Source organism: Ancylobacter sp. 3268, from assembly GCF_031456575.1.
GTDB lineage: Bacteria > Pseudomonadota > Alphaproteobacteria > Rhizobiales > Xanthobacteraceae > Ancylobacter.
Genome location: NZ_JAVDUX010000003.1, coordinates 165893 through 189858, shown reverse-complemented (window position 1 = coordinate 189858; position 23966 = coordinate 165893). Strand labels below are relative to the sequence as shown.

At 69.7% G+C, this 23966-nt stretch carries 25 protein-coding genes; 14 read left to right on the top strand and 11 right to left on the bottom strand.

The features are described 5' to 3' along the window. Positions 1-9 precede the first annotated feature (9 nt). The 9 genes from J2X65_RS05365 (at position 10) to J2X65_RS05325 (ending at position 6051) form a co-directional block, all read left to right on the top strand. A complete protein-coding gene (locus tag J2X65_RS05365; RefSeq protein ID WP_310199040.1) occupies positions 10-867 on the top strand; it encodes a hypothetical protein in 858 nt (285 codons plus the stop codon). A 199-nt stretch (positions 868-1066) separates the two neighbouring features. Continuing rightward, the gene (locus J2X65_RS05360; RefSeq protein ID WP_310199037.1) at positions 1067-1690 is read left to right on the top strand and encodes a 50S ribosomal protein L25/general stress protein Ctc; all 624 of its coding nucleotides are present in this window, start codon (positions 1067-1069) and stop codon (positions 1688-1690) included. Positions 1691-1816: 126 nt separating this feature from the next. Further along, positions 1817-2428, top strand: a complete 612-nt coding sequence (gene pth / locus J2X65_RS05355) for an aminoacyl-tRNA hydrolase (RefSeq protein ID WP_310199035.1) — start codon at positions 1817-1819, stop codon at positions 2426-2428. Positions 2429-2516: 88 nt separating this feature from the next. Beyond that, entirely contained in the window at positions 2517-3614 is a 1098-nt protein-coding gene (ychF, locus tag J2X65_RS05350) for a redox-regulated ATPase YchF (RefSeq protein ID WP_310199033.1), read from the top strand. A gap of 288 nt (positions 3615-3902) precedes the next feature. Beyond that, positions 3903-4265 carry a hypothetical protein gene (locus tag J2X65_RS05345; RefSeq protein ID WP_310199032.1) on the top strand — a complete coding sequence of 121 codons (363 nt, stop codon included), beginning with the start codon at positions 3903-3905 and terminating at the stop codon, positions 4263-4265. A 110-nt stretch (positions 4266-4375) separates the two neighbouring features. Beyond that, positions 4376-4834 carry a MaoC family dehydratase gene (locus tag J2X65_RS05340; protein WP_310199030.1) on the top strand — a complete coding sequence of 153 codons (459 nt, stop codon included), beginning with the start codon at positions 4376-4378 and terminating at the stop codon, positions 4832-4834. 11 nt (positions 4835-4845) lie between these two features. Beyond that, positions 4846-5322, top strand: coding sequence for a MaoC/PaaZ C-terminal domain-containing protein (locus J2X65_RS05335; RefSeq protein ID WP_310199028.1), 477 nt, complete (start codon positions 4846-4848; stop codon positions 5320-5322). A 207-nt stretch (positions 5323-5529) separates the two neighbouring features. Beyond that, positions 5530-5715, top strand: a complete 186-nt coding sequence (locus J2X65_RS05330; protein ID WP_310199026.1) for a hypothetical protein — start codon at positions 5530-5532, stop codon at positions 5713-5715. Positions 5716-5835: 120 nt separating this feature from the next. Beyond that, positions 5836-6051, top strand: a complete 216-nt coding sequence (locus tag J2X65_RS05325; protein WP_310199024.1) for a hypothetical protein — start codon at positions 5836-5838, stop codon at positions 6049-6051. A 194-nt stretch (positions 6052-6245) separates the two neighbouring features. Here J2X65_RS05325 and J2X65_RS05320 read toward each other — a convergent pair whose 3' ends face one another. Genes J2X65_RS05320 through petA form a run of 3 tightly spaced genes read right to left on the bottom strand, consistent with a single transcriptional unit; the run spans position 6246 to position 9025 of the window. Then, positions 6246-7148, bottom strand: a complete 903-nt coding sequence (locus J2X65_RS05320) for a cytochrome c1 (protein WP_404977667.1) — start codon at positions 7146-7148, stop codon at positions 6246-6248. A gap of 14 nt (positions 7149-7162) precedes the next feature. Then, on the bottom strand, positions 7163-8440 hold the full coding sequence (locus J2X65_RS05315) for a cytochrome b/b6 (protein ID WP_310199021.1): 1278 nt from the start codon (positions 8438-8440) through the stop codon (positions 7163-7165). Between the two features lie 24 nt (positions 8441-8464). Continuing rightward, complete coding sequence (petA, locus tag J2X65_RS05310) at positions 8465-9025, bottom strand: ubiquinol-cytochrome c reductase iron-sulfur subunit (protein WP_310199019.1); 561 nt, start codon at positions 9023-9025, stop codon at positions 8465-8467. A 341-nt stretch (positions 9026-9366) separates the two neighbouring features. Between petA and J2X65_RS05305 the strand changes: the two genes are divergently transcribed. After that, positions 9367-9846: a tRNA (cytidine(34)-2'-O)-methyltransferase gene (locus J2X65_RS05305; RefSeq protein ID WP_310199017.1), complete on the top strand. Its 480-nt coding sequence runs from the start codon at positions 9367-9369 to the stop codon at positions 9844-9846. A 3-nt stretch (positions 9847-9849) separates the two neighbouring features. Here the strand turns inward: J2X65_RS05305 and J2X65_RS05300 are convergent, their stop codons facing one another. Then, entirely contained in the window at positions 9850-11754 is a 1905-nt protein-coding gene (locus tag J2X65_RS05300) for an ABC transporter ATP-binding protein (protein WP_310199015.1), read from the bottom strand. A 219-nt stretch (positions 11755-11973) separates the two neighbouring features. On the opposite strand from J2X65_RS05300, the gene hemF reads away from it, so the two are divergent. Further along, on the top strand, positions 11974-12909 hold the full coding sequence (hemF, locus tag J2X65_RS05295; RefSeq protein WP_310199013.1) for an oxygen-dependent coproporphyrinogen oxidase: 936 nt from the start codon (positions 11974-11976) through the stop codon (positions 12907-12909). A gap of 45 nt (positions 12910-12954) precedes the next feature. On the opposite strand, the gene J2X65_RS05290 is transcribed toward hemF, so the two are convergent. The 7 genes from J2X65_RS05290 to J2X65_RS05260 form a co-directional block, all read right to left on the bottom strand. Then, positions 12955-13857, bottom strand: coding sequence for a glycosyltransferase (locus J2X65_RS05290; protein ID WP_310199011.1), 903 nt, complete (start codon positions 13855-13857; stop codon positions 12955-12957). Between the two features lie 193 nt (positions 13858-14050). Next, positions 14051-15136: a DUF3616 domain-containing protein gene (locus J2X65_RS05285; protein WP_310199010.1), complete on the bottom strand. Its 1086-nt coding sequence runs from the start codon at positions 15134-15136 to the stop codon at positions 14051-14053. A 72-nt stretch (positions 15137-15208) separates the two neighbouring features. Continuing rightward, positions 15209-15631, bottom strand: coding sequence for a VOC family protein (locus tag J2X65_RS05280; RefSeq protein ID WP_310199008.1), 423 nt, complete (start codon positions 15629-15631; stop codon positions 15209-15211). Between the two features lie 49 nt (positions 15632-15680). Beyond that, complete coding sequence (locus J2X65_RS05275; protein ID WP_310199006.1) at positions 15681-16925, bottom strand: CCA tRNA nucleotidyltransferase; 1245 nt, start codon at positions 16923-16925, stop codon at positions 15681-15683. Further along, positions 16922-17185, bottom strand: coding sequence for a DUF6111 family protein (locus J2X65_RS05270; RefSeq protein ID WP_310199004.1), 264 nt, complete (start codon positions 17183-17185; stop codon positions 16922-16924). Before J2X65_RS05270 ends, J2X65_RS05275 begins: the two co-directional genes overlap by 4 nt. Further along, positions 17182-17865 carry a CoA pyrophosphatase gene (locus J2X65_RS05265; RefSeq protein ID WP_310199001.1) on the bottom strand — a complete coding sequence of 228 codons (684 nt, stop codon included), beginning with the start codon at positions 17863-17865 and terminating at the stop codon, positions 17182-17184. Before J2X65_RS05265 ends, J2X65_RS05270 begins: the two co-directional genes overlap by 4 nt. Then, on the bottom strand, positions 17862-18467 hold the full coding sequence (locus J2X65_RS05260; RefSeq protein WP_310198998.1) for a DUF1285 domain-containing protein: 606 nt from the start codon (positions 18465-18467) through the stop codon (positions 17862-17864). Before J2X65_RS05260 ends, J2X65_RS05265 begins: the two co-directional genes overlap by 4 nt. Positions 18468-18770: 303 nt before the next feature. Between J2X65_RS05260 and J2X65_RS05255 the strand changes: the two genes are divergently transcribed. From J2X65_RS05255 to J2X65_RS05245, 3 genes are read left to right on the top strand one after another with little or no spacing between them, the layout of a single operon-like run. Further along, complete coding sequence (locus J2X65_RS05255; RefSeq protein ID WP_310198996.1) at positions 18771-19781, top strand: MoxR family ATPase; 1011 nt, start codon at positions 18771-18773, stop codon at positions 19779-19781. A 39-nt stretch (positions 19782-19820) separates the two neighbouring features. Further along, a complete protein-coding gene (locus J2X65_RS05250) occupies positions 19821-20819 on the top strand; it encodes a DUF58 domain-containing protein (protein ID WP_310198993.1) in 999 nt (332 codons plus the stop codon). After that, positions 20819-23749, top strand: a complete 2931-nt coding sequence (locus J2X65_RS05245; protein ID WP_310198991.1) for a DUF4159 domain-containing protein — start codon at positions 20819-20821, stop codon at positions 23747-23749. Before J2X65_RS05250 ends, J2X65_RS05245 begins: the two co-directional genes overlap by 1 nt. The last annotated feature ends 217 nt before the right edge of the window (positions 23750-23966 follow it).

Below are 23966 nucleotides of genomic sequence, written 5' to 3'. Positions count from 1 at the left end.
GACGACCCGATGCTACGCGCCTTCTTGCGCGGCCATAGGCCGACTCGCCTGCTCGCCGGCGCCGCTGCTGCGGCGCTGCTGTTCCCCGCGGTGGCCGGAGCCCAGTCGATGGGCGGCCCGCTGCCCTATGATCCGGTCGATCCCTGGGCCGGCGTGACCGTCATCGTCACCCCGCAGCAGGATCGGCACGAGCCGGAAGCCGCCGCTACGGCGGTGCCGCCGCCGCGTCCCGCCGACGCGCCGGAGCCGGAACCGCAGGTCGCCGATACCCCGATCGAGCAATGGACTCCGCCCTCGCTCTACGAGAGCCTCGATCTCGGCCTGGGCGGCCTGCCCGAGCTGGAGCCGGAGAAGCCGGCGCCGAATGCGCTGCTGCCCCAACGCAAGTCGGTGGCGACGTCGAAGACCGCCAAACTGCCGACCAGCGTCCAGTTCGTCGACCGCGGGCCGGTCAGCATCGGCGTCTCCACCAGCATGTCGGCGAGCGCGCCGGTCTCCTCGCCGACCAACCGGCAGACCGGCAGCGGCAGTGGCGAGGTGAAGGGCCGCGTCGGCTATTCCATGGACAATCTGTCCGTCTACGGCACCAGTCAGCTCGGCGCCTCGGCCTCCACCGGCACGCCCTCGGTGTATGACGGCTACACGGTCGGCAGCACCTACAGCATGCCGCTCGACAATCTCGGTCTCGGCAAGGGCGACAAGCTCGGCGCCACGGTGGAGATGGACAGTTCCTCGACGGTGAACACCGGCGTGGAGCTGCGCGCGCCGATGGGCAGCTATGAACGTTTCCTCTCGGTGCAGCGCTCGGCGCCGGTCGGCGCCGACGCCAGCGGCGTGGTGAAGGCCGGCGTGCTCGGCAGGTTCTGAGCCGCGGCATCCAGCCCGCGCCCTCCATGCCGGCTTCCGCGTGAGGCAAGCATTGCTGCAGAAGGCTTTTGCTGCTATTGACCCGCTCGCCGTGGCCATTCCGCACCCCTGGAGGCGCGCTGCGGCACCATCAGACCCAGCCTGAAGGGACCGGGCCGCGCAAGCGGCCCTCTCCTTTTGCAACCAAGGACTTTTAGCCATGACCGCCATCAAGGAACTGAAGGCGCAGGCCCGCACGAAGAGCGGCAAGGGGGCCGCCCGTGCCGAGCGTCGCGCCGGTCGCGTACCCGCCGTGATCTATGGCGACGGGAAGGCCCCCGTCGGCATCACCCTCGACCATGTCGAGATCAACCGGATCATCTATGCCGGCCACTTCCTGACCACGCTGTTCAACGTCGATATCGACGGCGAGAAGCACCGCGTTATCCCGCGCGACTACCAGCTCGACGTGGTGAAGGATTTCCCGCTGCACATCGACTTCCTGCGTGTCGCCGTCGGCGCCACCCTGACCGTCGACGTCCCCGTGCATTTCCTCGGTGCCGACACCGGCGCCGCCTTCAAGCAGGGCGCGACCCTCAACATCGTCGCCCACACCGTGTCGCTGAACGTTCCGGCCGATGCCATTCCCGAGGCGATCGAGGTCGATGTCTCCGGCGCCGCTTTCGGCGATTCCATCCACCTGTCGACCGTCACGCTGCCGGCCGGTGTGACCTGGGCCGGCCATGGCGACGACACGCTGGCCACCATCGTGGCGCCGTCGGGCCTCAAGGAAGCCGAGGCCGACGAGGCCGCCGCGGCTGCCGCCGAGGCTGCCAAGGCCTGATCGGCCGCGGCGAACTCTCGCCTCTTCGCGCCACCAGGGCGCGAGGGGCCGAATCTGGAGCCGGAAGCCCGCTTCCGGCTCCTTCGCGTTTAAGCGGCCGTTGGTGTCAGCGGTACGGGGCCAGAGATGTTCCTCTTCGCCGGGCTCGGAAATCCCGGGCCGAAATATGCCGGCAACCGGCACAATATCGGCTTCATGGTGGTGGACGCCCTCGCCCGCCGCCATCGCTTCTCGCCGTGGCGCCGCCGCTTCCAGGGTGCCGCCTGCGAAGGCGAGATCGGCGGCGCGAAGGTGCTGGCGCTGCTGCCGGAGACCTTCATGAACGAAAGCGGCCGCGCGGTCGCCGAGGCGCACCGCTTCTACAAGATCGAGCTCAAGAACATCTTCGTCTTTCACGACGAGCTCGATTTGCCGCCGGCCAAGGTGCGCGCCAAGTTCGGCGGCGGCAATGCCGGCCATAACGGGCTGCGTTCCATCACCGCGCATTGCGGCAACGACTATGGCCGGGTGCGCCTCGGCATCGGCCATCCCGGCGATAAGGCCCTGGTCATGCCCTTCGTGCTCGGCGATTTCGCCAAGTCTGAGCGCGCATGGGTGGAGGCGGTGGCGGATGGTTGCGCCGATTGTGCCGAATTGCTGATCGCCGGCAGGATCGACGAGTTCCAGAGCCGGCTGCACCTGCTCCTCGACACGCAGGGCTTCGGAACCGTCAAGCCGCCCGGCGCACCGGCGAAATAGGCCGCTGATGAGCGCGGCGCTTGCGCTTGCGCTCCGGCTTGCCTAACCACATCGGCAACCAGACCAGATCCTTAAAGAGCATCGCACCATGGGCTTCAAATGCGGCATCGTCGGCCTGCCGAACGTCGGCAAGTCGACCCTCTTCAACGCGCTCACGCAGACGGCGGCGGCGCAGGCGGCAAATTATCCGTTCTGCACCATCGAGCCGAATGTCGGCGACGTCGCCGTGCCCGATCCGCGGCTGGAGACGTTGGCCGCCATCGCCGGCTCGGCCCAGATCATCCCCACCCGCCTCACCTTCGTCGACATTGCCGGCCTGGTGCGCGGCGCGTCGAAGGGTGAAGGCCTCGGCAACCAGTTCCTCGCCAATATCCGCGAATGCGACGCCATCGCCCATGTGGTGCGCTGCTTCGAGGATTCCGACGTCACCCATGTCGAGGGCAAGCTCGCGCCCATCTCCGACATCGAGACCATCGAGACCGAGCTGATGCTCGCCGATCTCGAAAGCCTGGAAAAGCGTGCCGGCGCGCTGGAGAAGAAGGCGAAGGGCGGCGACAAGGACGCCAAGGAGCAGCTCGAGCTGATGAACCGTGCGCTCGTGCTGCTGCGCGACGGCAAGCCGGCCCGTCTGGTCGACGTCAAGCCGGAGGAGGAAAAGGCCTTCCGCATGCTCGGCCTGCTCTCGTCCAAGCCGGTGCTTTACGTCTGCAATGTCGAGGAGGCCTCGGCCAAGGCCGGCAACGCGCTGTCGGCGGAAGTCTTCGGCCGCGCCGCCGAGGAAGGCGCCAAGGCGGTGGTGGTCTCGGCGAAGATCGAGAGCGAGATCGCCGTGCTGCCCGCCGAGGAGCAGAAGGACTATCTCGAGGCCATCGACCTCGAGGAGCCCGGCCTCAACCGCATCATCCGCACCGGCTATGAATTGCTGAAGCTGGTGACCTATTTCACCGTCGGCCCGAAGGAAGCCCGCGCCTGGACCATCACCGCCGGCACCAAGGCCCCGGCGGCGGCGGGCGTGATCCACTCGGATTTCGAGAAGGGCTTCATCCGCGCCGAGACCATCGCCTATGACGACTACGTCAAGGGCAAGGGCGAGGCCGGCGCCCGCGACGCCGGACGGCTGCGGCTGGAAGGCAAGGACTATGTCGTCGCCGATGGCGACGTGCTGCATTTCCGCTTCGCCAACTGAGGCGGAGCAGGGCGGCGGCGCCCAGGACCACCGGGCTGCCCCGCCATTGCCGCCGATCCGACCGCTCGATCGAATCGGCGGGTGATCCGCGGCGGCGATCCGGCGGCTCACCCCGCCGGTGCCGCCAACCTCTCGTCCGGCCCCTCGAAGCTGCCGCTCCAGCCGGCATCCATACCCTGCATGAGCGCGACGACGGCGGCAATCGCCGCCGCTCGCCCGCCGCTCGGCGAAGCAATGCATCCGGAGCAGCCGCTCCGGCGCCTAAATCCCGCGACAGGCGAAGCGGTAATGGAAGGCCTCACCCTCGGCGTCTCCATCCGGCCAAGCCGCCGCCCCGCCGGGCCGCAGTTCCCGCGACAGCACCTCTGCGATGGCGCCCTTCGGACCGAACCGGCCGGCGCGCCGTCCGATCCTGGCCATGCGTCCGAGGCCAGCGGCGCGGCGTTGGAACAGGCGGGTAAGGGTGAAGACCGGTGCGGGCTCGATCAGCTCCGCCGCCTCCGGCACCTTCAGGTGCTGGAAATCGCCGCCCGGCTGCCGCCGAACGGCTTGCCGAACTCGCCAATCATCGCCCCGCCCCGCGCCAGCCGGGCACGGCGAACCGGATCGGCGAGAGCGCAAAGCGGCGATCGAGCTGCGGCGCCAGATTGATATCCGTCGAGCCGCGCCGGTCCGGCTGCTCATTTCGACCGGATGGCTTGACCTTGGGGCGCCCGTCCCCTGTCATAATGGCGAGAGTCGCGGGTACGGAGCGGGCGCCGATGCTCTTTTGGGAAGACTTCCACGAGGGCCATGTCGCGGTAAGCGGGCGCTATGTGGTCGGGCGCGAGGAGATCGTCGCCTTTGCGCGGAAATACGACCCCAACCCGCTACATCTCGACGATGCCGCCGCCGAGGCAAGCGCCGTCGGCGGGCTGTGCGCCTCCGGCTGGCACATATGCGCCATCGCCATGCGGCTGCTGGTGGACGGCCTGCTCGCCAATGCCGATTGCCTCGGCTCGCCGGGCATCGAGGAGACGCGCTTTCTGGCCCCGGTGCGCCCCGGCATGGTGCTGAAGCTGCGCCGCCACATATTGGAGACCCGCTCCTCGAAGAGCCGGCCGGATATGGGGATCGTCAAGATGCGGCTGGAGCTGCTCGACGCCGACAACCATGCGGTTTGCGAGCTCGTCGGGCCGATCATGTTCGGCCGGCGAAATCCCGGTTTCCGGCCGGCGTGAGGGAGGCGGGCATGGACTTCTTCGAGGATATTCTCGTCGGCACCTCCACCCCGCTCGGGGCGCACAGCTTCTTCGCCGACGAAATCATTGCCTTCGCCCGCGCCTTCGATCCGCAGCCCTTCCACCTCGATGCCGCCGTGGGCGCGCGCATGCATTTCGGCGGCCTCGCCGCCTCCGGCTGGCACACCGCCGCGGTCGCCGCCCGGCTGCGCGCGCAGGCCATCGCCCGGCATCACGCCGTGCTGCGCGACCAGGGCAAGCCGACGCCGCGCATCGGCCCCTCCCCCGGCTTCAAGAACCTCAAATGGCTGCGCCCGGTGCTGGCCGGCGACACCGTCACCTTCACCAGCGAAGTGACGTCCAAGAAGCTCAGCACCAGCCGCCCGGAATGGGGGCTGGTGTTCACTCATGAGACCGGCACCGATCAATATGGCCGCGCGGTGTTCGCGCTGGACGACTGCATCTTCGTCGAGCGGATCGAGGCGTGAGCGCCCTCCCCGGCGGCACGCTGCGTGCGCGGCGGTGGAGCGTCGCCCGGCGCCGGCTCGCCTCGCCTGCCGGCGCCGCGATCTCCTCGCCCGCTACGCTCCCGATCTTGCCTGCCGCACCGAGGCGCCGCTCGAGCTGCCGTCCGGCCGGCACGTCATCGCCGCCGATCCCGATGGCGGCCTGCCGATGAGGCCCGTGGCCGCAAGGTGCTGCTGTGGAGCCGGCTCCGCTCGGAACAGGCGGACGATGTCGGCCATCCCGGCCTGCCCTCCAGCCGCTTCGTGCACGGGTTGACCGCGACGCCGCTGGGCCGGCTCCTCGTCATCCGCGTCTGCATCCCCTGGTCGATGGCGCATGTCGCGTGCGGCCGGCGCAACCGCGCGCCTTTTTGAAGACCGTCGCCGCCACCCGCACGCGCCGGGCGCCCTGCCGGAACGCGAGACGCCGCACGCGGATACGCTGCTGCTTGGCGATTCAATCAGGCCATCCCGCGCACACGGGCGCCGAAGGACGTGGCCACCGCCCTCGCCGCCGCGCTGCGGCCGTCGTTCACCGTCGTCACCAGCGGCGAGATCCCCGGCCTGACGGGTGCGTCCATCGACCATCTGGCCGTCACCCGCGATCTGGCGCCGCTCGATAGTGCCGTGCCGCCCAATCCGCTGGCGGACGGCGCCCGGATCTCCGATCACATCGGCCTCGTGGTCCGGCTTGCCCGGCGGGTACCTTAGAGCCCCCAAGGACTGTGCCTGCGCCACCGCCGCCTCGCCGCGGTCAACCCGGCATCCCGCCGCCGCCCAGCTACCGCCGCACGGCTTCGGAGTGCGGCGGATGGCTCCTCCATTTTGACACCCGCCGCCACATGTCCCAACGTAAAAGGGCCCCGCAAGGGGCCCTTCGACGCGATGGCAGCGGGCGTGGCAGGTCAGTGATCGTGGACCGCTTTCCACACCTTCTTCTTGGTGAAGTAGAGCAGGCCGGCAAACACGATCAGGAAGATCATCACCTGGAAGCCCAGGCGCTTGCGCGCTTCGAGATGCGGCTCGGCGACCCACATCATGAAGGCGGTGACGTCGCGCGAATACTGGTCGACGGTCTGGGGCGTGCCGTCGGTATAGGTCACCTGGTCGTCGGAGATCGGCTGCGGCATCTTGATGGCGTGGCCGGGGAAGAAGGCGTTGTAATGCGCGCCCTCCGGCACGGTGAAGCCTTCCGGCGGCTCGACATAGCCGTTCAGCAGCGCGTGGATGTAGTCCGGGCCCTGCTCCTGATACTGGGTGAAGATGTCGATCAGGAAGCCGGGGAAGCCCACCTCATAGGTACGGGCCTTGGCCAGCGTCGAGAAGTCCGGCGGATAGGCGCCGCCATTGGAGGCGCGCGCCGCCTGCTCGTTCGGAAAGGGCGAAGGCCAGCGGTCGGACAGCCGCGCCGGGCGATCGAACATGTCGCCGGCATCGTTCGGGCCGTCTTGCACCTGGTAGCCTTCGGCCACCACCTTGGCCTGCTCCTCGGAGAAGTGCGGCCCGCCCGGCTGGGCGAGGTTGCGGAAGGCCAGCAGATGCGCGGAGTGGCAGGAGGCGCAGACCTCCTTGAACACCTGGAAGCCGCGCTGCAGCTGCGCCTGGTCGAACTTGCCGAACGGGCCGGCGAAGCTCCAGTTCTCGCGGTGCGGCTTCGGCGCGCCCTCGGCGGCGAGCGCCGGGGCCGGGCCGCCGGCCAGCACATTGCCGGCCAGCACGGCGCCGGTGACGGCGGCGCCGATCAGGCCGCGCCGCAGCGAGGCGCGGGAGAAGGAGAAGATCGAGAGCGAGGATATCAGCTTGTTCATCGTTCGGTTCCCGCTCAACCCTTGGTCTGCGGCGCGCTCGCGCCGGCCGCGACGGGGACGCCGCCCCCCTTGGACTTGCCCAGCACCGCCTCGGTGATCGAGGCCGGCACCGCCTTCGGTTTCTCGAACAGGCCGAGCAGCGGCAGGATGATCAGGAAGTGCGCGAAGTACCAGAAGGTCAGGATGCGGCCGGCGACGATGTAGCCGCCCTCGGCCGGCTTGGAACCGAGCCAGCCGAGCCCGATGCACACCGCCACCCAGATCCAGAAGAACTGCTTGAACAGCGGGCGGTAGACGCCGGAACGCACCTTCGAGGTATCCAGCCACGGCACGAAGAACAGCACGATGATGGCGCTGAACATGGTCAGCACGCCGCCGAGCTTGGAGGGGATCGCGCGCAGCATCGCGTAGAACGGCAGGTAGTACCATTCGGGAACGATATGGGCCGGCGTCACCAGCGGGTTGGCCGGGATGTAGTTGTCGGCATGGCCGAGATAGTTCGGGATGTAGAACAGGAACCAGGCGAAGAAGATCAGGAAGCACACCATGCCGAACGCGTCCTTGATGGTCGCGTAGGGGGTGAAGGCCACGGTGTCCTTCGGGCTCTTCGGCTCGACGCCGGTGGGGTTGTTCTGGCCGACGACGTGCAGCGCCCAGATGTGCAGCACCACCACGCCGGCGATCATGAACGGCAGCAGGTAGTGCAGCGAGAAGAAGCGGTTGAGCGTCGGGTTGTCGACGGCGAAGCCGCCCCACAGCCACTCGACGATAGTCGGGCCGACCACCGGGAAGGCCGAGAACAGGTTGGTGATGACGGTGGCGCCCCAGAAGCTCATCTGGCCCCACGGCAGCACATAGCCCATGAAGGCGGTGGCCATCATCAGGAGGTAGATGATGCAGCCGAGGATCCACAGCACCTCGCGCGGCGCCTTGTAGGACCCGTAATACAGGCCGCGGAACATGTGGATGTACACGGCGATGAAGAACATCGAGGCGCCGTTGGCGTGGATGTAGCGCAGCAGCCAGCCATAGGAGACGTCGCGCATGATGTGCTCGACCGAATCGAAGGCGAGCGTGACATGCGGCGTGTAGTGCATCACCAGCACCACGCCCGACAGGATCTGGCAGGCCAGCATCAGCGACAGGATGCCGCCGAAGGTCCACCAGTAGTTCAGGTTGCGCGGGGTGGGATAGGCGATGAAGGAGGAATGGATCAGCCCGACCAGGGGCAGCCGGCTCTCGAACCACTTGAGCGCCGGGTTCTTCGGCTCGAAGGTAGCGTGTCCGCTCATCTGTCTCTTTCCCGGATGCTCGGCTCAGCCGATGGAGATCTTCGTGTCGGACACGAAATGATACGGCGGAATGGCCAGATTTTCCGGCGCCGGACCGCGGCGCACCCGGCCGGCGCTGTCATATTCCGAGCCGTGGCAGGGACAGAACCAACCGTCATATTCGCCCATGTGGCCGATGGGAACGCAGCCGAGATGGGTGCAGATGCCGATGACGACCAGCCACTTCTCCTGGTCCTTGGCGGCGCGGTTCTCGTCGGTGGCGGGGGCGTCGGCCGGCAGGTTGGCGTTGCGCGCCACCGGATCGAGCAGCGCGGAAAGCTGGGTCGCCTTGGCTTCCTCGATATCCTTCGGCGTGCGGTTCCACACGAAGACAGGCTTGCCGCGCCACTTCACCGTGACGATCTGGCCTTCCTGGATCTGCCCGAGATCGACCTCGGTCGAGGACAGCGCCAGCACCGAGGCATCCGGCTGCAATTGCGAAACGAAGGGCCACACCAGGGCGGCGGCCCCGACCGCGCCCATGGCGCCGGTCGCGATATAGAGGAAGTCGCGGCGCGTGGTTTCCGCCGTTTCGGTTGATGCCACGAGTGTTTCCTTTCCCCTCACGCCCATCGAACGATGCACGATCCGCCGAGCCAGTCGCCGCCGAAGCCGATCGCCGCCTGAACGGTTGGCCGCCGCTGCGTGATCCGCCTGCCGCCGCCCCGGCATGACGTAACGCCGGTGCGGCCGACCGCGCGGTCGGCTTACCTTCGACTGCCTCTAATTGCACCCTCCTAGCCCCTTGTCCAGATGACGGCAGTGCGGCAGTCCGCCCCGCCCCCTGCCGTGCCCTTCGTCCATCCCGGCCGTGTCGCTGCCATGCTGTCGCCGCAATCCCGCCGTTTCCGACGCCCTTTGGTCAGGAGCCGTCCGGAACCGCCGCCATGTCGATCCGCCTCGCCCTCTACCAGCCCGACATCGCGCAGAATGCCGGCACGCTCGCCCGGCTCGGCACCTGCCTCGGGCTGGAGTTGCACATCATCGAGCCGGCCGGCTTTCCGGTGGGCGATGCCGGATTCCGCCGCGCCGGCATGGATTATCTCGACCGCGCGACCATAAGGCGCCATGCGAGCTTCGAGGCCTTCGAGGCGTGGCGGCTGGCCGGGCAGGCGCGGCTGCTGCTCGCCACCACGCGCGGCGCCATACCCTATGTCGACTTCCGATTCGCGGCGGGGGACGTGCTGCTGCTCGGCCGCGAAAGCGCCGGCGTGCCCGAGCCGGTGCACGCGGCGGCGGATGCGCGCCTGCTCATCCCGCTGGCGGCGGGGGCCCGTTCGCTCAATGTGGCGATCGCCGGCGCGATGATCGCCGGCGAGGCGCTGCGCCAGCTCAGGGACTTCCCGGCCGGCGCGGCGGCAGGGTGAGGCTCACTCCGCCGCCAATTCCTTCTGCGCCACATCCTTCTGCGCCACATCCTTCTGCGCAACATCTTCTTCCATGTCGATGAAGCCGCCTGACTGGCGCTGCCACAGCCGGGCATAGAGGCCGCGGCGGGCGATCAGCTCGGTGTGGCTGCCCATCTCGACGATGCGGCCATGGTCCATCACCACCAGCCGGTCCATCCGCGCGATGGTGGACAGCCGGTGGGCGATGGCGATGACGGTCTTGCCCCGCATCAGCTCGTCGAGGTTGGACTGGATCGCCGCCTCGATCTCCGAATCGAGCGCCGAGGTCGCCTCGTCCAGCACCAGGATCGGCGCGTCCTTCAGCAGCACCCGCGCGATGGCGACGCGCTGGCGCTGGCCGCCCGACAGCTTCACCCCGCGCTCGCCGACATGCGCGTCGAGGCCCCTGCGGCCCTGCGGGTCGGCGAGCCCGTCGATGAACTCGGCCGCATGCGCCCGCCGCGCCGCCTGCCAGATCGCCTCCTCGTCCGCCTCGGGATGGCCGTAGCGGATATTGTCGCGCACCGAGCGGTGCATCAGCGAGGTGTCCTGCGTCACCACGCCGATATGGCCGCGCAGGCTTTCCTGCGCGACGCCGGCAATGTCCTGACCGTCGATCAGGATGCGTCCGCCTTCGAGGTCGTAGAAGCGCAGCAGCAGGTTCATCAGCGTCGACTTGCCCGCGCCCGACGGGCCGACGAGGCCGATGCGCTCGCCCGGCTTCACCATGAGGTCGAGCTTCTCGATCACCCCGGAGCCCTTGCCGTAATGGAAGCTGATATCCTCGAAGCGGATCTCGCCGCGCGGCACGGCGAGGGCGGGAGCGCCCGGCTTGTCGACCACCGTATGCGGCCGGGCGATGGTGAGGATCGCCTCCTGCACGGTGCCGACATTCTCGAACACGCCGGTCACCACCCACATGATCCAGCCGGACATGTTCGTGATGCGGATGGCGAGGCCGGTCGACAGCGCGATGGCGCCGAGATTGATCGCCCCGGTCGACCACAGCCACACGCCGAGCCCGCCGATGGCGCCGAGCATCAGGCTGTTCAGCCAGCTGACGCTCATCGCCATGGCCGTGATCTTGCGCTGCTGGGCGCGGAAGGCGTCGTTGTGGGCGCCGGTCGCCTCGCGGACATAGGCGTCCTCGCGGTCGGCATGGGCGAACAGCTTCACCGTCATGATGTTGGTGTAGCTGTCGACGATGCGGCCGGTCAGCGCGGAGTTGGTCTCCGACATCGCCTTGGACAGCGCCCGCACCCGCGGAATGAAATAGGACAGCGCCGCGACATAGAGCACGATCCAGGCGACGATCGGCACCGCCAGCCGCCAGTCGGCCTCGGCGAACAGGATCACCGCGCTTATCGCGTAGACCGAGACGTACCAAAGCGCGTCGATCACCTCGACCACCGAGCCGCGGACCGCCGGCCCGGCCTGCAGGACGCGGGTGGCGACGCGCCCGGCGAAGTCGCTTTGAAAATACGAGAGGCTCTGCCGCACCACCCAGCGATAGGATTGCCAGCGGATCAGGCTGGAGAAATTGGCGTTGATCGATTGCCGCACCAGCAGATCGTGCAGCGCCTGCGTCGCCGGCCGGGCGATCATCACCACGAAGGCCATCCACAGCAGCAGCCCGCCATGGTCGGCGAAGATCGCGCCGGGCGAGGAGGATTGCAGCAGGTCGACGATCTGCCCGACATAGCGGAACAGCGACACCTCGACGATGGCCACCAGGAAGGCCGCCGCCAGCGCCAGCACGAAGATCGGCCCGCTCTGTCGCACGAAATGCCAGTAGAACGCCCACAGCCCCTCGGGAGGGCGGGCCAGCGGCATGGGACGGAAGGGGTCGAGGCGGTTCTCGAACCAGACAAGCAGACGCGTCAGCATGAGCAGCCTTTTCCGCCTTCGATGCGGCGGCAGTATGTCGATCGGGAACACGTGCGAACTAATCGGGAACAAACACGAGTCGCCGCCGCTCCGCCAGCATCGATGGGTTGTCCCCGCCGCGCCTGCGGCTCTGCCGCGCGAAGAAACCCGGCGCCGGCACGCCATTTCGCGAAAGCGCAAAACACTCTAGAAGCGTCGGCGCAGAGAGGAAGCCTGTCGATGTCCGCCTCGAATATCGCCGACGCCGCCCGCAACGCCCCCGGCACGCCGCTCGATCCGGCGCGGGTGGAGCCGCTGAAGGCGGCCGCCCGCGACTGGTTCGAGACGCTGCGCGACCGCATCTGCGCCGCCTTCGAGGCGCTCGAGGACGAGGCGCCCGCCGCGCTTTATCCCGGCGCACCCGGCCGCTTCGAGCGCAAGCCGTGGACCCGCACCGATCATTCCGGCGCCGGCGGCGGCGGCGGCGTGATGTCGATGATGCGCGGCCGGCTCTTCGAGAAGGTCGGCGTCCACTGCTCCACCGTCTACGGCGAATTCGCCCCGGAATTCCGCAAGCAGATTCCCGGCGCCGAGGCCGATCCGCGCTTCCACGCCACCGGCATCTCGCTGATCGCCCATCTGGCGAATCCGCATGTGCCGGCGGTGCATATGAACACGCGGCTGGTCGTCACCTCGCGCGCGTGGTTCGGCGGCGGCGCCGACCTCACCCCGGTGCTCGACCGCCGCCGCTCGCAGGAAGATCCCGATGCCCTCGCCTTCCATGCCGCCATGCGGACCGCCTGCGATGGCCATGCCGTCGCCGATCATGGCCGGCTGAAGGCCTGGTGCGACGAGTATTTCTGGCTGCCGCACCGCCAGGAGCCGCGCGGCATCGGCGGCATCTTCTACGATTGGCTGGACAGTGGCGACCGCGACGCCGATTTCGCCTTCACCCGCGATGTCGGCCTCGCCTTCCTCGATATCTATCCGCGCCTGGTGCGCGCCAACCTCGGAACGCCGTGGACCGAGGCCGAGCGCGAGGAACAGCTGATTCGCCGCGGCCGCTATGTCGAATTCAACCTGCTGCACGATCGCGGCACGGTGTTCGGGCTGAAGACCGGCGGCAATGTGGAATCGATCCTGTCTTCCATGCCGCCGGTGGTGAAGTGGCCGTGACGGCCGGCTGACCGTCTCGCCGAAACCTCGGGAGCCGGGCGCCCCTCAGGTGCCGCCGCCGATGCCCGGCGCTCGGGTGCCGGCTTCGGATGAAGGCTCCAGCTGGCGCGGTTCCGCGGCCGGCGACGCTGCCGGCGGCTGATGTAGCACCCGCAGCGAGGCGAGGTTGATGAAGGGAAAATCCTTCTTCAGCGCGAGGGAGGCCTCCAGCATCGGCTTGTCTTCCGGCGGCGGGCCGGGCCGGCGCTTCACGCTGTCATTGTAGCCGTGCCGCGTCCGCAGCCAGAGCGGTCGCTCGGACGAGATGAGGTGCACCGGAAACCGCTTGTGCACCGTCATGTGGTTGCCGAGCTGGAAGGCGCTCAGATAGCGCTCGGCCGACGAGATCACGCCCAGCCCCAGCGCCAGGCAGGGCAGTTCGCTGCTCTGCATCTGGATGCCGTCGTCCGGCGCCGGCGCGATCGTCCAGCCATTGATCGGGGAGATCACCGTGCCGTCGGCGAGCGTCTCGGCATGGCTGCGGATCATGTCGATATAGGAGGGCGGCAGCGCATCGTCGTCGTCGAACCGGTAGGAAAACAGGCGCCCGCCGGCCGCGAGTTCCACCGACACCCGCTTCGGCGGCGTCTTGAAGCTCTGTCCCCCGCGCACCTGGACGATGCGGATATTGGGATAGGGCGCGATCATCTCCCGCAGCCGCTTCTGGCAGAAGGCCGGCAGGTCCGCGTTGATGATGATGAGCGCATAGGATTGCGGCTGCTTGGTCAGCACCGCATAGGTCGGCAGGGCATAGCGGCGGAAAATCTCCAGCCGCAGCATCAGCCGGCCCTGGTCGAACACCAGTTTCTTGGCATCCTCCAGCGAGAGGTAGCGCGTGGATTCGAACCAGGTCAACGAATCCTGGGTGACCAGGCTGAACCGCGTCAGCCCGACGAATGTAATCGACATTCCGCTGCGACCGCCCCTTCGTAACCGAGCGGAAGCTAGGCTCCACCCGTCCGGAGGTCAAGCCGGCGGCCGGGCCCGGTGACCGCGATGCCCGGCCGCGGCCGCCCCCGCGAGAAGCCCCGATCGCCTCGCGGAAGGCGAGCCCGCGCCCCCGGGCAGCAGGCGTCAGGCCTCAGGCAGCCGGCGGCGCCGGCTAGCGGATTTCGAAGCTCACGATCCGGCCGCCACCCTCGCGCGGCCCGTCGAACAGCAGCACCGCCCTGAGCGCGCCACCCTCGTGCTTCAGCGGCAACAGCGCCTCGGGCTTTCCCTCGCCGCCGAAGGCCGGCAGGTTCGCCACCAGCGTCGCGCCGGCGCCGGCCGTGGCGGCGCGGTAGACCGCGTAGTCGCCATAGGCCACTGCCCGGCCGGCCGGCGGGTCGAGCTGCGGCCCGGCGAGGATGAGGAAGCCACCGCCGAAGGCGATCAGGTCGCGAATGCCGCGCGGCGCGCCGAGCGTGTCCTTGCCGAGATCATAGGTGATCAGCTCCGCCTTGCCCGCCTCGCCGCCGAACAGCGCGGCAAGCGGCACCGCAACCACCGCGGCCCGTCCCTCCACCACCGGCGCCCGCAAGCCGGCGAACAGCCGGCCCTCATGCACCGCCACGCCTTCGAGGTTGAGCCCGTGCTCGGAGAGCTTGGCGTCGAAGGCGCCGGCCAACTGCGGCACCGAGCGCAGGAAGGCCGGCAGGTCGGTGGAAACCTCCACCGTCGGGCGCGGTCCCCTTATGTCGCCGCTGCGGTTCACCGAGCCCGGCACGAAGCGGATGCGGAACACCCGCCAGGTCGCCTTGGCCCGGATGCTGGCTGCCGCCGGGTCGCTCTCGCGGCGCGGCCGGCCATGCGAGCCGATGACGTAGAAGGCGCCATCGGCGTAGGCAACGCCCTCGGCGTCGAGCGACAGCGGCTCGCCGCCGAGGCGGTCGGTGATCAGCGGGATGAAGGCGCCGGCCTCGCCCTCATACCGCCGCGCCATCACGATCTGCACGCCCTGCGCCTCGTCGTCGGCGATCAGGCACAGGCGCGGCAGCGCCGTGCCGTCCTCGCAGGCAATGCCGCTAATGTCGCGCGCGGTCTTGAAATCGAGCTTCTTGCCGTTGCCGCCCGGCTCCAGCTTGCCGAAAAGCCGGCCCTCGATCGGCCATTCCGCCTCGTCGGCCCGCACCGCTTCGGCGCCGGCCAGAAGCAGCGGCACCGCCAGCAGACCGAACCACAAAGCCCGCACCCATGCGGCGACCATGGCATCACCCGAAACGACGGCAAGGGTGCCATTCAACCACCCTTCACCGGCGCCGGCCAGAGGCGCGGGGGCTCAGGCTGGCGGCATCTCGCTCATGTGAAACACCTCCCAGGTATGTCCGTCGGGATCCTCGAAGCCGTGCGAATACATGAAGCCGAGATCCTGCGGCGCGCGCGGCACCGCGCCGCCGGCGGCCCGCGCCTTGGCCACGAGCGCATCCACCGCCGCGCGGTCGTCGACCTGCAGCGCCACCAGCACCTCGGTGGTCTTTGCGGTGTCGGCGATTTCCTTGTGGGTGAAGCTTTTGAAGAACGGCTCAACCAGCAGCATGGCGAAGAAATTCTCGCCGATGATCATGCAGGTGGCGTTGTCGTCAGTGAATTGCAGGTTGAAGCTGAAGCCGAGCGCGGTGAAGAACGCCACCGAGCGCTTCAGATCCTTCACCGGCAGGTTGACGAAGATCTGCCGGGCGACATGAAGGCCCTCATTGGCCATGGGTAATCCTCCCCTTGGGTAAGGGGAACACTATCGCATGCGCTGCGGTTCAGCGGTCGTCGGCGAGTACCGCCTCGAGGAGTGCGTCGAGATCGGCCGGATCCTGCGGGAAGCCGGCCTCGATCCAGGCGTCCTCCGCCCGCTTCATCGCCGTGCCCAGCGCCGGGCCGGGCGCGAGCCCGCGCGCGAGGAAATCCGCCGCCTTCAACGGAAAAGCCGGCATGGGCCAGTCCAGCGCGATCGCCAGCAGCGCCCGCCAGCCTTCATCGTCCATGGCCGCACCGGAGCGGGCGAAGGCGATCAGCGCCCGGTCGGTGAAGCGCTCGCGCCCCATCCGGTAGAGAAACGCCTTCTGGCCCTTCTCGCACAGGGCCGGCGTCGGCGCCGGGCCGGCCAGCGCCGCCAGCCGCGACGCTTCCGCGCGCGACAGCCGCAGCCGTTCCGCCAGAGCCGCCGCGTCGGCCTCCTCGCGCACGGCGAGCGCGCCGAGCCGGCGCACCGCGTCGGGGGCGAGGCCGAGCGCCGCCTCGATCGCGGCCAGCCGGGCGAACGCCGTCACGTCGCCGGTCGCGCCGAGCACCGGCTCCAGCAACCCGGCGGCGTCCATCTCCCTCAGGGTTTCGCCGGCGCGCGCGGCGACCAGCAGTTTCATCAGTTCCGCCCGCACCCGCTCGCGGGAGAGCCGCGCCAGCCCGTCCCTGCCGCGTATCGCCGCCGCCAGCGCCTCGCGTTCCACCGGGCCATGGCCGTAGCCGGCATGGAAGCGGAACAGCCTGAGTATGCGCAGATAGTCTTCGGCGATGCGCTGGTCGGCATCGCCGATGAAGCGCACCCGTCCCGCGCGGGCGTCCGCCTCGCCGCCGGTGAAGTCGATCAGTTCGCCGCCGCGCGTCAGGTACAGCGCGTTCATGGTGAAATCGCGCCGCGCCGCATCCGCCCGCCAGTCGCGGCCGAACGCCACCTGCGCCCGCCGCCCGTCGGTCGCCACGTCGTCGCGCAGCGTCGTCACCTCATAGGGCTGGCCTTCGGCGATCACCGTCACCGTGCCGTGCTCGATGCCGGTCGGGATGGGCCGGAAGCCCGCCGCCTGCGCCCGGCGCGTCACTTCGTCCGGCACCGCGGTGGTGGCGATGTCGACATCGCCGCGCGCAGGCCAGCCGACATCCCGCCCCACCAGCCAGTCGCGCACCGCCCCGCCGACGATGCGCGCTTCTTCGCCGTCGCGGTCGAGCACGTCGAGCAGCCGGGCGAGGCCGGGGCGCGCAGCGATCAGCGCATGGGCCTGGGGCCTCATTCGATATGGCCCGGCGTCAGCTTGCCGCCTTCCCAGGTCGGCGGCACGTAGCGCCCGGTGGTCGGCCCGCGGGTTTCCGCCTCGAACAGCAGCAGGCTCGCCGCCACCAGCGCCACCCCGGCCAGCAAGCAGCCCGCCAGCGCCCGCGTCGACCAGCCCGACAGCGCCGCATCCACCCGCCGGCCGAAGCGCAGATACAGCGCGAACAGCACGAAGGGCGTCAGAAACAACAGGATGTTGGTGATGGCGACCCGTATCATCCGCCATACACCCGGTCATAGAGGCTGCGCAGAATGCCGGCGGTGATGCCCCAGATGCGCCGCTTGTCATAGGTCATCGCGTGGAAGGTGCGCATCAGCCCGAGCCATTCGCGGCTTTCCTGCCGGTGGTTCAGCGGGCTCATCAGGAAGGCGAGCGGCACCTCGAAGGCCTCGTCGACCTCGCCAGGATTGAGAGTCAGGCCGAAATCCGGCCGCACCAGCCCCACCACCGGCACGATGCGATAGCCGGTGCGCGCCAGGTAGCTGTCGAGATAGCCGAGCGGCGACACCAGTGCGCGGTCGAGCCCGACCTCCTCCTCCGCCTCGCGCAGCGCGGCGTGCAGCGGGTCGGGGTCGGTCGGATCGACCTTGCCGCCGGGAAAGGCGATCTGCCCGGCATGGCTCGGCAGATGCGCCGAGCGCAGGGTGAGCAGCACCGTCGGCTCGGGGCGGGCGACCACCGGGATCAGCACCGCCGCCGCCCGCACATTGGCCACCAGAGTCTTGAACTCTGGCGTCAGCTCGTGGTCGCCGCGCGTCGCCGCGCCGTCGAGATCCGGCGCCCGCAGCAGCCGCGCATGGGCGCGGGCGACGAAATCCTCCACCAGCGGCGAGGTGGTCCGCAAGGCATCGGAAATGGCCGGCAGCGGCAGGGCGGTCAGCGGCAAGGCGGCAGTCATCGGTTCTCATCCATCTCGTCGGCGGCGCTCGGGTCCACGGGGGCAATGGGGAAGAACGCCCCGGACGAGACGACGCCGAACAGCCGCCGCCCCTCGACCTCCCTCTCCTCTCCCTGTTCGACCAGGTCGAGGAACACCGCCCGCGTCAGCCGCGCCCACAGGCCGCGACGCACATATATATAGGGGCGCGCCGATCCGTCCGCTTGGCGGTCGAAGCGCAGCGGGTGGGCCGCGTCGCATGTCACCCAGTCGTCGAGATTGGTGCGGAAGGCAAGCTGCGCCGGGGTGTTCTCCGGCTTCGCCGCCCGCATCTCCACCGCCAGGAACGGCGCGTCCTCCACCGTGATGCCGAGCTTCTCCACCGGCGTCACCAGCACATGGCGCTCACCCTCGCGCCGCATCACCGAGGCGAACAGCCGCACCAGCGCCGGCCGGCCGATCGGCCGCCCGTCATGGTGCCAGCCCCCCTCGCGGTCGATGCGGATGTCGATATCGCCGCAATCGGGCGGATTCCAGCGCTCCAGCGGCGGCCCGCCCTCGCCCTTGGCCGAGGCGACCAACCTCATGAAATCGTCAAGTCGCCCGGAAGTATCTGAAGCCATGATTGTTTCTCTGTCACACGGCCGTAATCGCGCAGTCGTGATGCCCCGCCTGATAGTCGACCCAATGCGAAGATAGCGTAAGCTTCACCGTCAGGAAGCCCGCGCCGCTTCCCGGCGGTAACGGAATGCGTGCATTGCAATAGGTTGTTTTGCAGCGCAACGTAACCGGCAAAGCATTGGCGGCGGGGACGGATGCCGGCCGGGCCGGCGCAAAGCGGCATGAGGCCACGTCTGGCCCCTTGCTTGCTACGAGGTTGGCGGCACCCGCGAAGCGGCACCGCAGCAAGGTTGAAGGAGCACGACATGACGTCCGCGACCGGCGAGAATTTCGAATCCCTCGACGCCATGATCGTCCGCTCGGCGGAGGCGACGGCGGCCAATGTCCGCGCCGCCAAGGCCGGCATCGGCCAGGTCATCTTCGGCCAGGAGGCGGTGGTGGAGCGCACGCTCATCACCATCCTGTCCGGCGGCCACGGCCTTCTGGTCGGCGTGCCCGGCCTCGCCAAGACCAAGCTGGTGGAAACGCTCGGCACCGTTCTTGGCCTCGACGCAAGGCGGGTGCAGTTCACCCCGGACCTGATGCCTTCCGACATCCTCGGCGCCGAGGTGCTGGAGGAAGGGGCCGGCGGCCGGCGCTCCTTCCGCTTCATTCCCGGCCCGGTCTTCGCCCAATTGCTGATGGCGGACGAGATCAACCGCGCCTCGCCGCGCACCCAGTCGGCGCTGCTGCAATCGATGCAGGAAGGCCATGTCACCGTCGCCGGCGTGCGGCACGATCTGCCGAAGCCCTTCCACGTGCTGGCGACCCAGAACCCGCTGGAGCAGGAGGGCACCTATCCTCTCCCCGAAGCCCAGCTCGACCGCTTCCTGATGGAAATCGACGTCGATTACCCCAATCGCGATGCCGAGCGCCGGATCCTGTTCGACACCACCAGCGCCGAGGAGACCAAGCCCAAGGCGGTGATGACCGCCGACGATCTCGCCGCCGCCCAGCGGCTGGTCCGCCGCCTGCCGGTCGGCGAATCGGTGGTGGAGGCGATCCTCACTTTGGTTCGTTCGGCGCGTCCGGGGCCGGACGCCGGCGCCTTCTCCAAATTCATCGCCTGGGGACCTGGCCCCCGCGCCTCGCAGTCGCTGATGCTGGCGGTGCGCGCCCGCGCGCTGCTGGACGGCCGCTACGCCCCTTCCGTCGACGACGTGGTGGCGCTGGCAGAGCCGGTGCTGAAGCACCGCATGGCGCTCACTTTCGCCGCCCGCGCCGACGGCGAGACGGTACCGGGTCTCGTCGCCAAGCTGGCGGCGAAGATCGGCTGAACACGCAGTGCCTGACGTGGCGTGGCATGGGACGGGTTGATGGAACTTGATGCCGACAATGCCGTGAGGAGTGCGGCGCAGGATGCCGCCGGCCTCGTCGCCGCCATGCCGCGACTGGTGCTGGAGGCGCGCAAGATCGCCGCCAGCGTCTATCACGGCCTGCACGGCCGCCGCCGTGCCGGCTCCGGCGAGAACTTCTGGCAGTACCGCCGCTTCGTCGATGGCGAGCCCTCCGCCCGCGTCGATTGGCGCCGCTCGGCCCGCGACGACCATCTCTATGTCCGCGAGCGCGAGTGGGAGGCCGCCCACACCGTGTGGATCTGGCCGGACCTCTCCGCCTCCATGGTGTTCGCCTCGCCCTTGGTGTGGGAGACCAAGCGCGACCGCGCCCTCATCGTCGCCTTCGCGCTGGCGGAACTGCTGGTGAAGGGCGGGGAGCGCGTCGGCATTCCCGGCGTCATGCGCCCCTCCGCCTCGCGCCGCATCGTCGAGAAGATGGCGGAATCCCTCGTCCACGCCGCCAGCCTGCCGCAGAGCCTGCCCCCCTCCTTCTCCCCCTCGCCGCTGGCCGAGGTGGTGCTGCTCGGCGACCTGTGGAGCCCGACGCCGGAGGTGGTGGAAAGCCTCGCCGGCCTCGCCGCCTCCGGTGCCCACGGCCATGTGGTGCAGGTGTGCGATCCGGCGGAGGAGACCTTCCCGTTTTCCGGCCGCGTCGAGTTCCGCGAGCCGGAGACCGGCACGCTGCTCACCATCGGCCGCGCCGAGACGGTGCGCGAGGACTATGTCGAGCGCGTCGCCCGCCACCGCGCCATCATCCGCCGCGAGGCCGAGCGCCGGACCTGGAGCTTCATCATCCACCGCACCGACCGGCCAGCCAGCGAATTGCTGCTCGCTTTGCACGCCCGCATGACCGCCGGCGCGGCGGGGACGGCATCGATGCACGCCGCCGCCGGCGACATCGAGGACGCCTCCGACGAGCGCGGCGCCCATGCCGGTGAAGTCCACGAGCCGGCCGCGACGGCGTCAGGAGGCCATTGATGAACCTCTTCGGCCTGCCTCTCGCCTTCACCACGCCGCTGCTGCTCGCCGCGCTCGCCGCGCTGCCGCTGCTGTGGTTCCTCTTGCGCCTGGTGCCGCCGCGCCCGCGCCGCATCGCCTTCGCGCCGACCCGGCTGCTGCTCGACATCCCGCCCAAGGAGGAGACCCCGGCCCGCACGCCGTGGTGGCTCACCGTGCTGCGGCTGCTGCTCGCCGCCCTCGTCATTTTCGCCGCCGCCGGGCCCATCTGGAATCCGCCGGTCGCCGGCCCCTCCTCTTCCGGCCCCGTGGTGCTGCTGATCGATTCCGGCTGGACCGCCGCCTCCACCTGGGAGGCGCGCCGCGTCAGCGCCGAGGGCGTCGTCGCCGATGCCGATCTCGCCGGCCGCGGCATCGTGCTGATCCCCACCGGCGAGCCGCCGCTCGAACCGCGCCTGATGACCCCGAGCGAGGCGCGCGAGCGGCTGCGCACCCTGTCGCCGCAGCCTTACCTGCCGGACCGTGCCACCGCGCTCGCCAGCCTGCGCAAGGCGCTGGAGACCGCGCCCGAGGCCGGCATCGTCTATCTGTCCGACGGCGTGCGCCTGGATGGCGCCAATGCCGGCACCGAAGGCTTCGCCGCCGAACTGGCGACCATCGCCGGCACACATCCGCTGACCACCCTGGCTGATGGCGTCGAGGAACCGCTGGCGCTCGCCGCCGCCGACAACGCCGCCGGCGCCCTCACCGTGAAGGTGGTGCGCGCCGATCGCGACACGCTGCCGCGCGCCGGCACCGTGCGCGCCCTCGACATGCGCGGCCTGCCCCTCGGCGAGGCGCCGTTCAGTTTCGAGCCCGGCGCCCGCGAGACCGAGGCGCGCTTCGACATGCCCGTCGAGATCCGCAACGAAGTTGCGAGACTTGATATCGCCGGCGTCGAATCCGCCGGTGCCGTCCAGCTGCTCGACAAGCGCTGGCGCCGGCGCACCGTCGGCCTGGTCTCCGGCGTCACCGCCGATCAGCGCCAGCCGCTGCTGTCCCCGTCCTATTATCTCACCCGCGCGCTCGGCCCCTTCGCCGACATCCGCACCGCAGACGGCGCCGCCACGCCGGAAGCCGTGGCGCGCTTCATCGACCAACGCCTGCCGGTCATCGTGCTGTCGGATGTCGGCACCATCCCGCCGGAGGTGCATCAGCGGCTGGAGCGCTGGATCGAGGGCGGCGGCGTGCTGATCCGCTTCGCCGGCCCGCGCCTCGCCAATGGGTCGGACGATCTGGTGCCGGTGACGCTGCGCCGCGGCGGCCGGGTGCTGGGCGGCTCGCTGTCCTGGGAGCAGCCGCAGACGCTTGGCGGCTTCTCGCCGGACGGGCCGTTCCGCGACGTGCCGGTGCCGAACGACGTCACGGTCGGCCGCCAGGTGCTCGCCGAGCCGGACGGCCTGCTCGCCAACCGCACCTGGGCAACGCTCACCGACGGCACGCCGCTGGTCACCGGCGAGAAGCGCGGCGCCGGCATGGTGGTGCTGTTCCACGTCACCGCCGATACCTCGTGGTCGAACCTGCCGCTGTCGGGCTCCTTCGTCGACATGCTCAGACGGGTGGTGGCGCTCGGCGGCTCCAGCGCCGCCGAGGCCTCGGCCGACGGCGCGGTCGTCGGCGAGACCGCCACCACCGGCGAGACGGTGCCGCCCTCGCGCCTGCTCGACGGCTTCGGCGCCTTCCGGCCGGTCACCCCGACCGCGCGAGCGATCCCGGTCGGGTTCAACGGCCGCGCCAGCGCCGATCATCCCCCCGGCTTCTACGGCCCGCCGGAAGGTCTGGTAGCGGTCAACGCGCTGCTGCCCGCCGACCGGCTGGCGCCGCTCGACCTCTCGGCGCTCGGCCGGATCGAGCCTTATCGCGACGCCGCCCCGCGCGACCTGCGCGCGCCGCTGCTGCTCGCTCTGCTCGCCCTCCTGCTGGTGGATGCCATGATCGTGTTCCTGCTCGCCGGCGGCCTGTCCCGCCTCGTCCCCCGCCGGGCCTCCACCGCCGCCGGTCTCGTGCTCGCCGTCGCCCTCGCCGGGCTGCTCTCCGGCCTGCTCGCGGCCCCGGCCCTCGCCCAGACCGCCCCAGCGGCGGCGCCGAATGCGCGGGCTCCCTCCCAAGCCGCCGCCGGGCAGCCGGCGGCGCGGCCCGACAAGCCGATGTCCCAGGCGGAGATCGACTATGCGGTGAAGGCCACCAGCGCCACCCGCCTCGCCTATGTTGTCACCGGCGATGCCGAGACCGACGAGGTCAGCGCCTCTGGTCTCAAGGCGCTCACCGAATTCCTCGGCGAGCGCACCGCGCTGGAGGCCGGCGAGCCGATGGGCGTCGATCTCACCCGCGACGAGCTGTCTTTCTTCCCGCTGCTCTACTGGCCGGTGCTGGCCAACGCCCAGCGCCCGGCGCCGGAGACGCTCGCCCGTGTCGATGCCTTCATGAAGCAGGGCGGCACCATCGTCTTCGACACCCGCGACGCCGAGACCACCCTTCCCGGCGTCGGCGGCGCCACGCCGACCAATGCCGCGTTGCGCCAGATCCTCGACGGGCTCGACGTCCCGGAGCTGGAGCCGGTGCCGCGCGACCACGTACTCACCAAGGCGTTCTATCTGTTGCGTGATTTTCCCGGCCGCTTCACCGGCGGCACCACCTGGGTGGAAGCGCTGCCGCCGGCCGAGGAGGGCGAGGAGCGCCCGGCCCGCGCCGGCGACGGCGTCTCGCCGGTGGTGATCACCTCCAATGACCTCGCCGGCGCCTGGGCCACCGCCCCGGATGGCGGGCCGCTGCTGCCGCTGGCGGATGGCGGCGCCCGCCAGCGCGAACTCGCCTTCCGCTCCGGCGCCAATCTGGTCATGTATGTGCTGACCGGCAACTACAAGGCCGATCAGGTGCATGTACCGGCGCTGCTCGAAAGGCTGGGACAATGAGGGGCACACACCCGCACTGTCGCGTTTCTCAGACAAGCGGCGCCGGACGCAGTGTTGCACGACACACAACTCAAGTGAGCGCGCCCTTGCTCCCTCTCCCCGTGGGGGAGAGGGAGGGGGTGAGGGGTCTGCCCTCGCTCCGCAGTCGTCGCGCGCCCTCACCCGGCCCGGCGGGCCGACCTCTCCCCCTCGGGGCGAGGTGGAAGATCCCACCCCG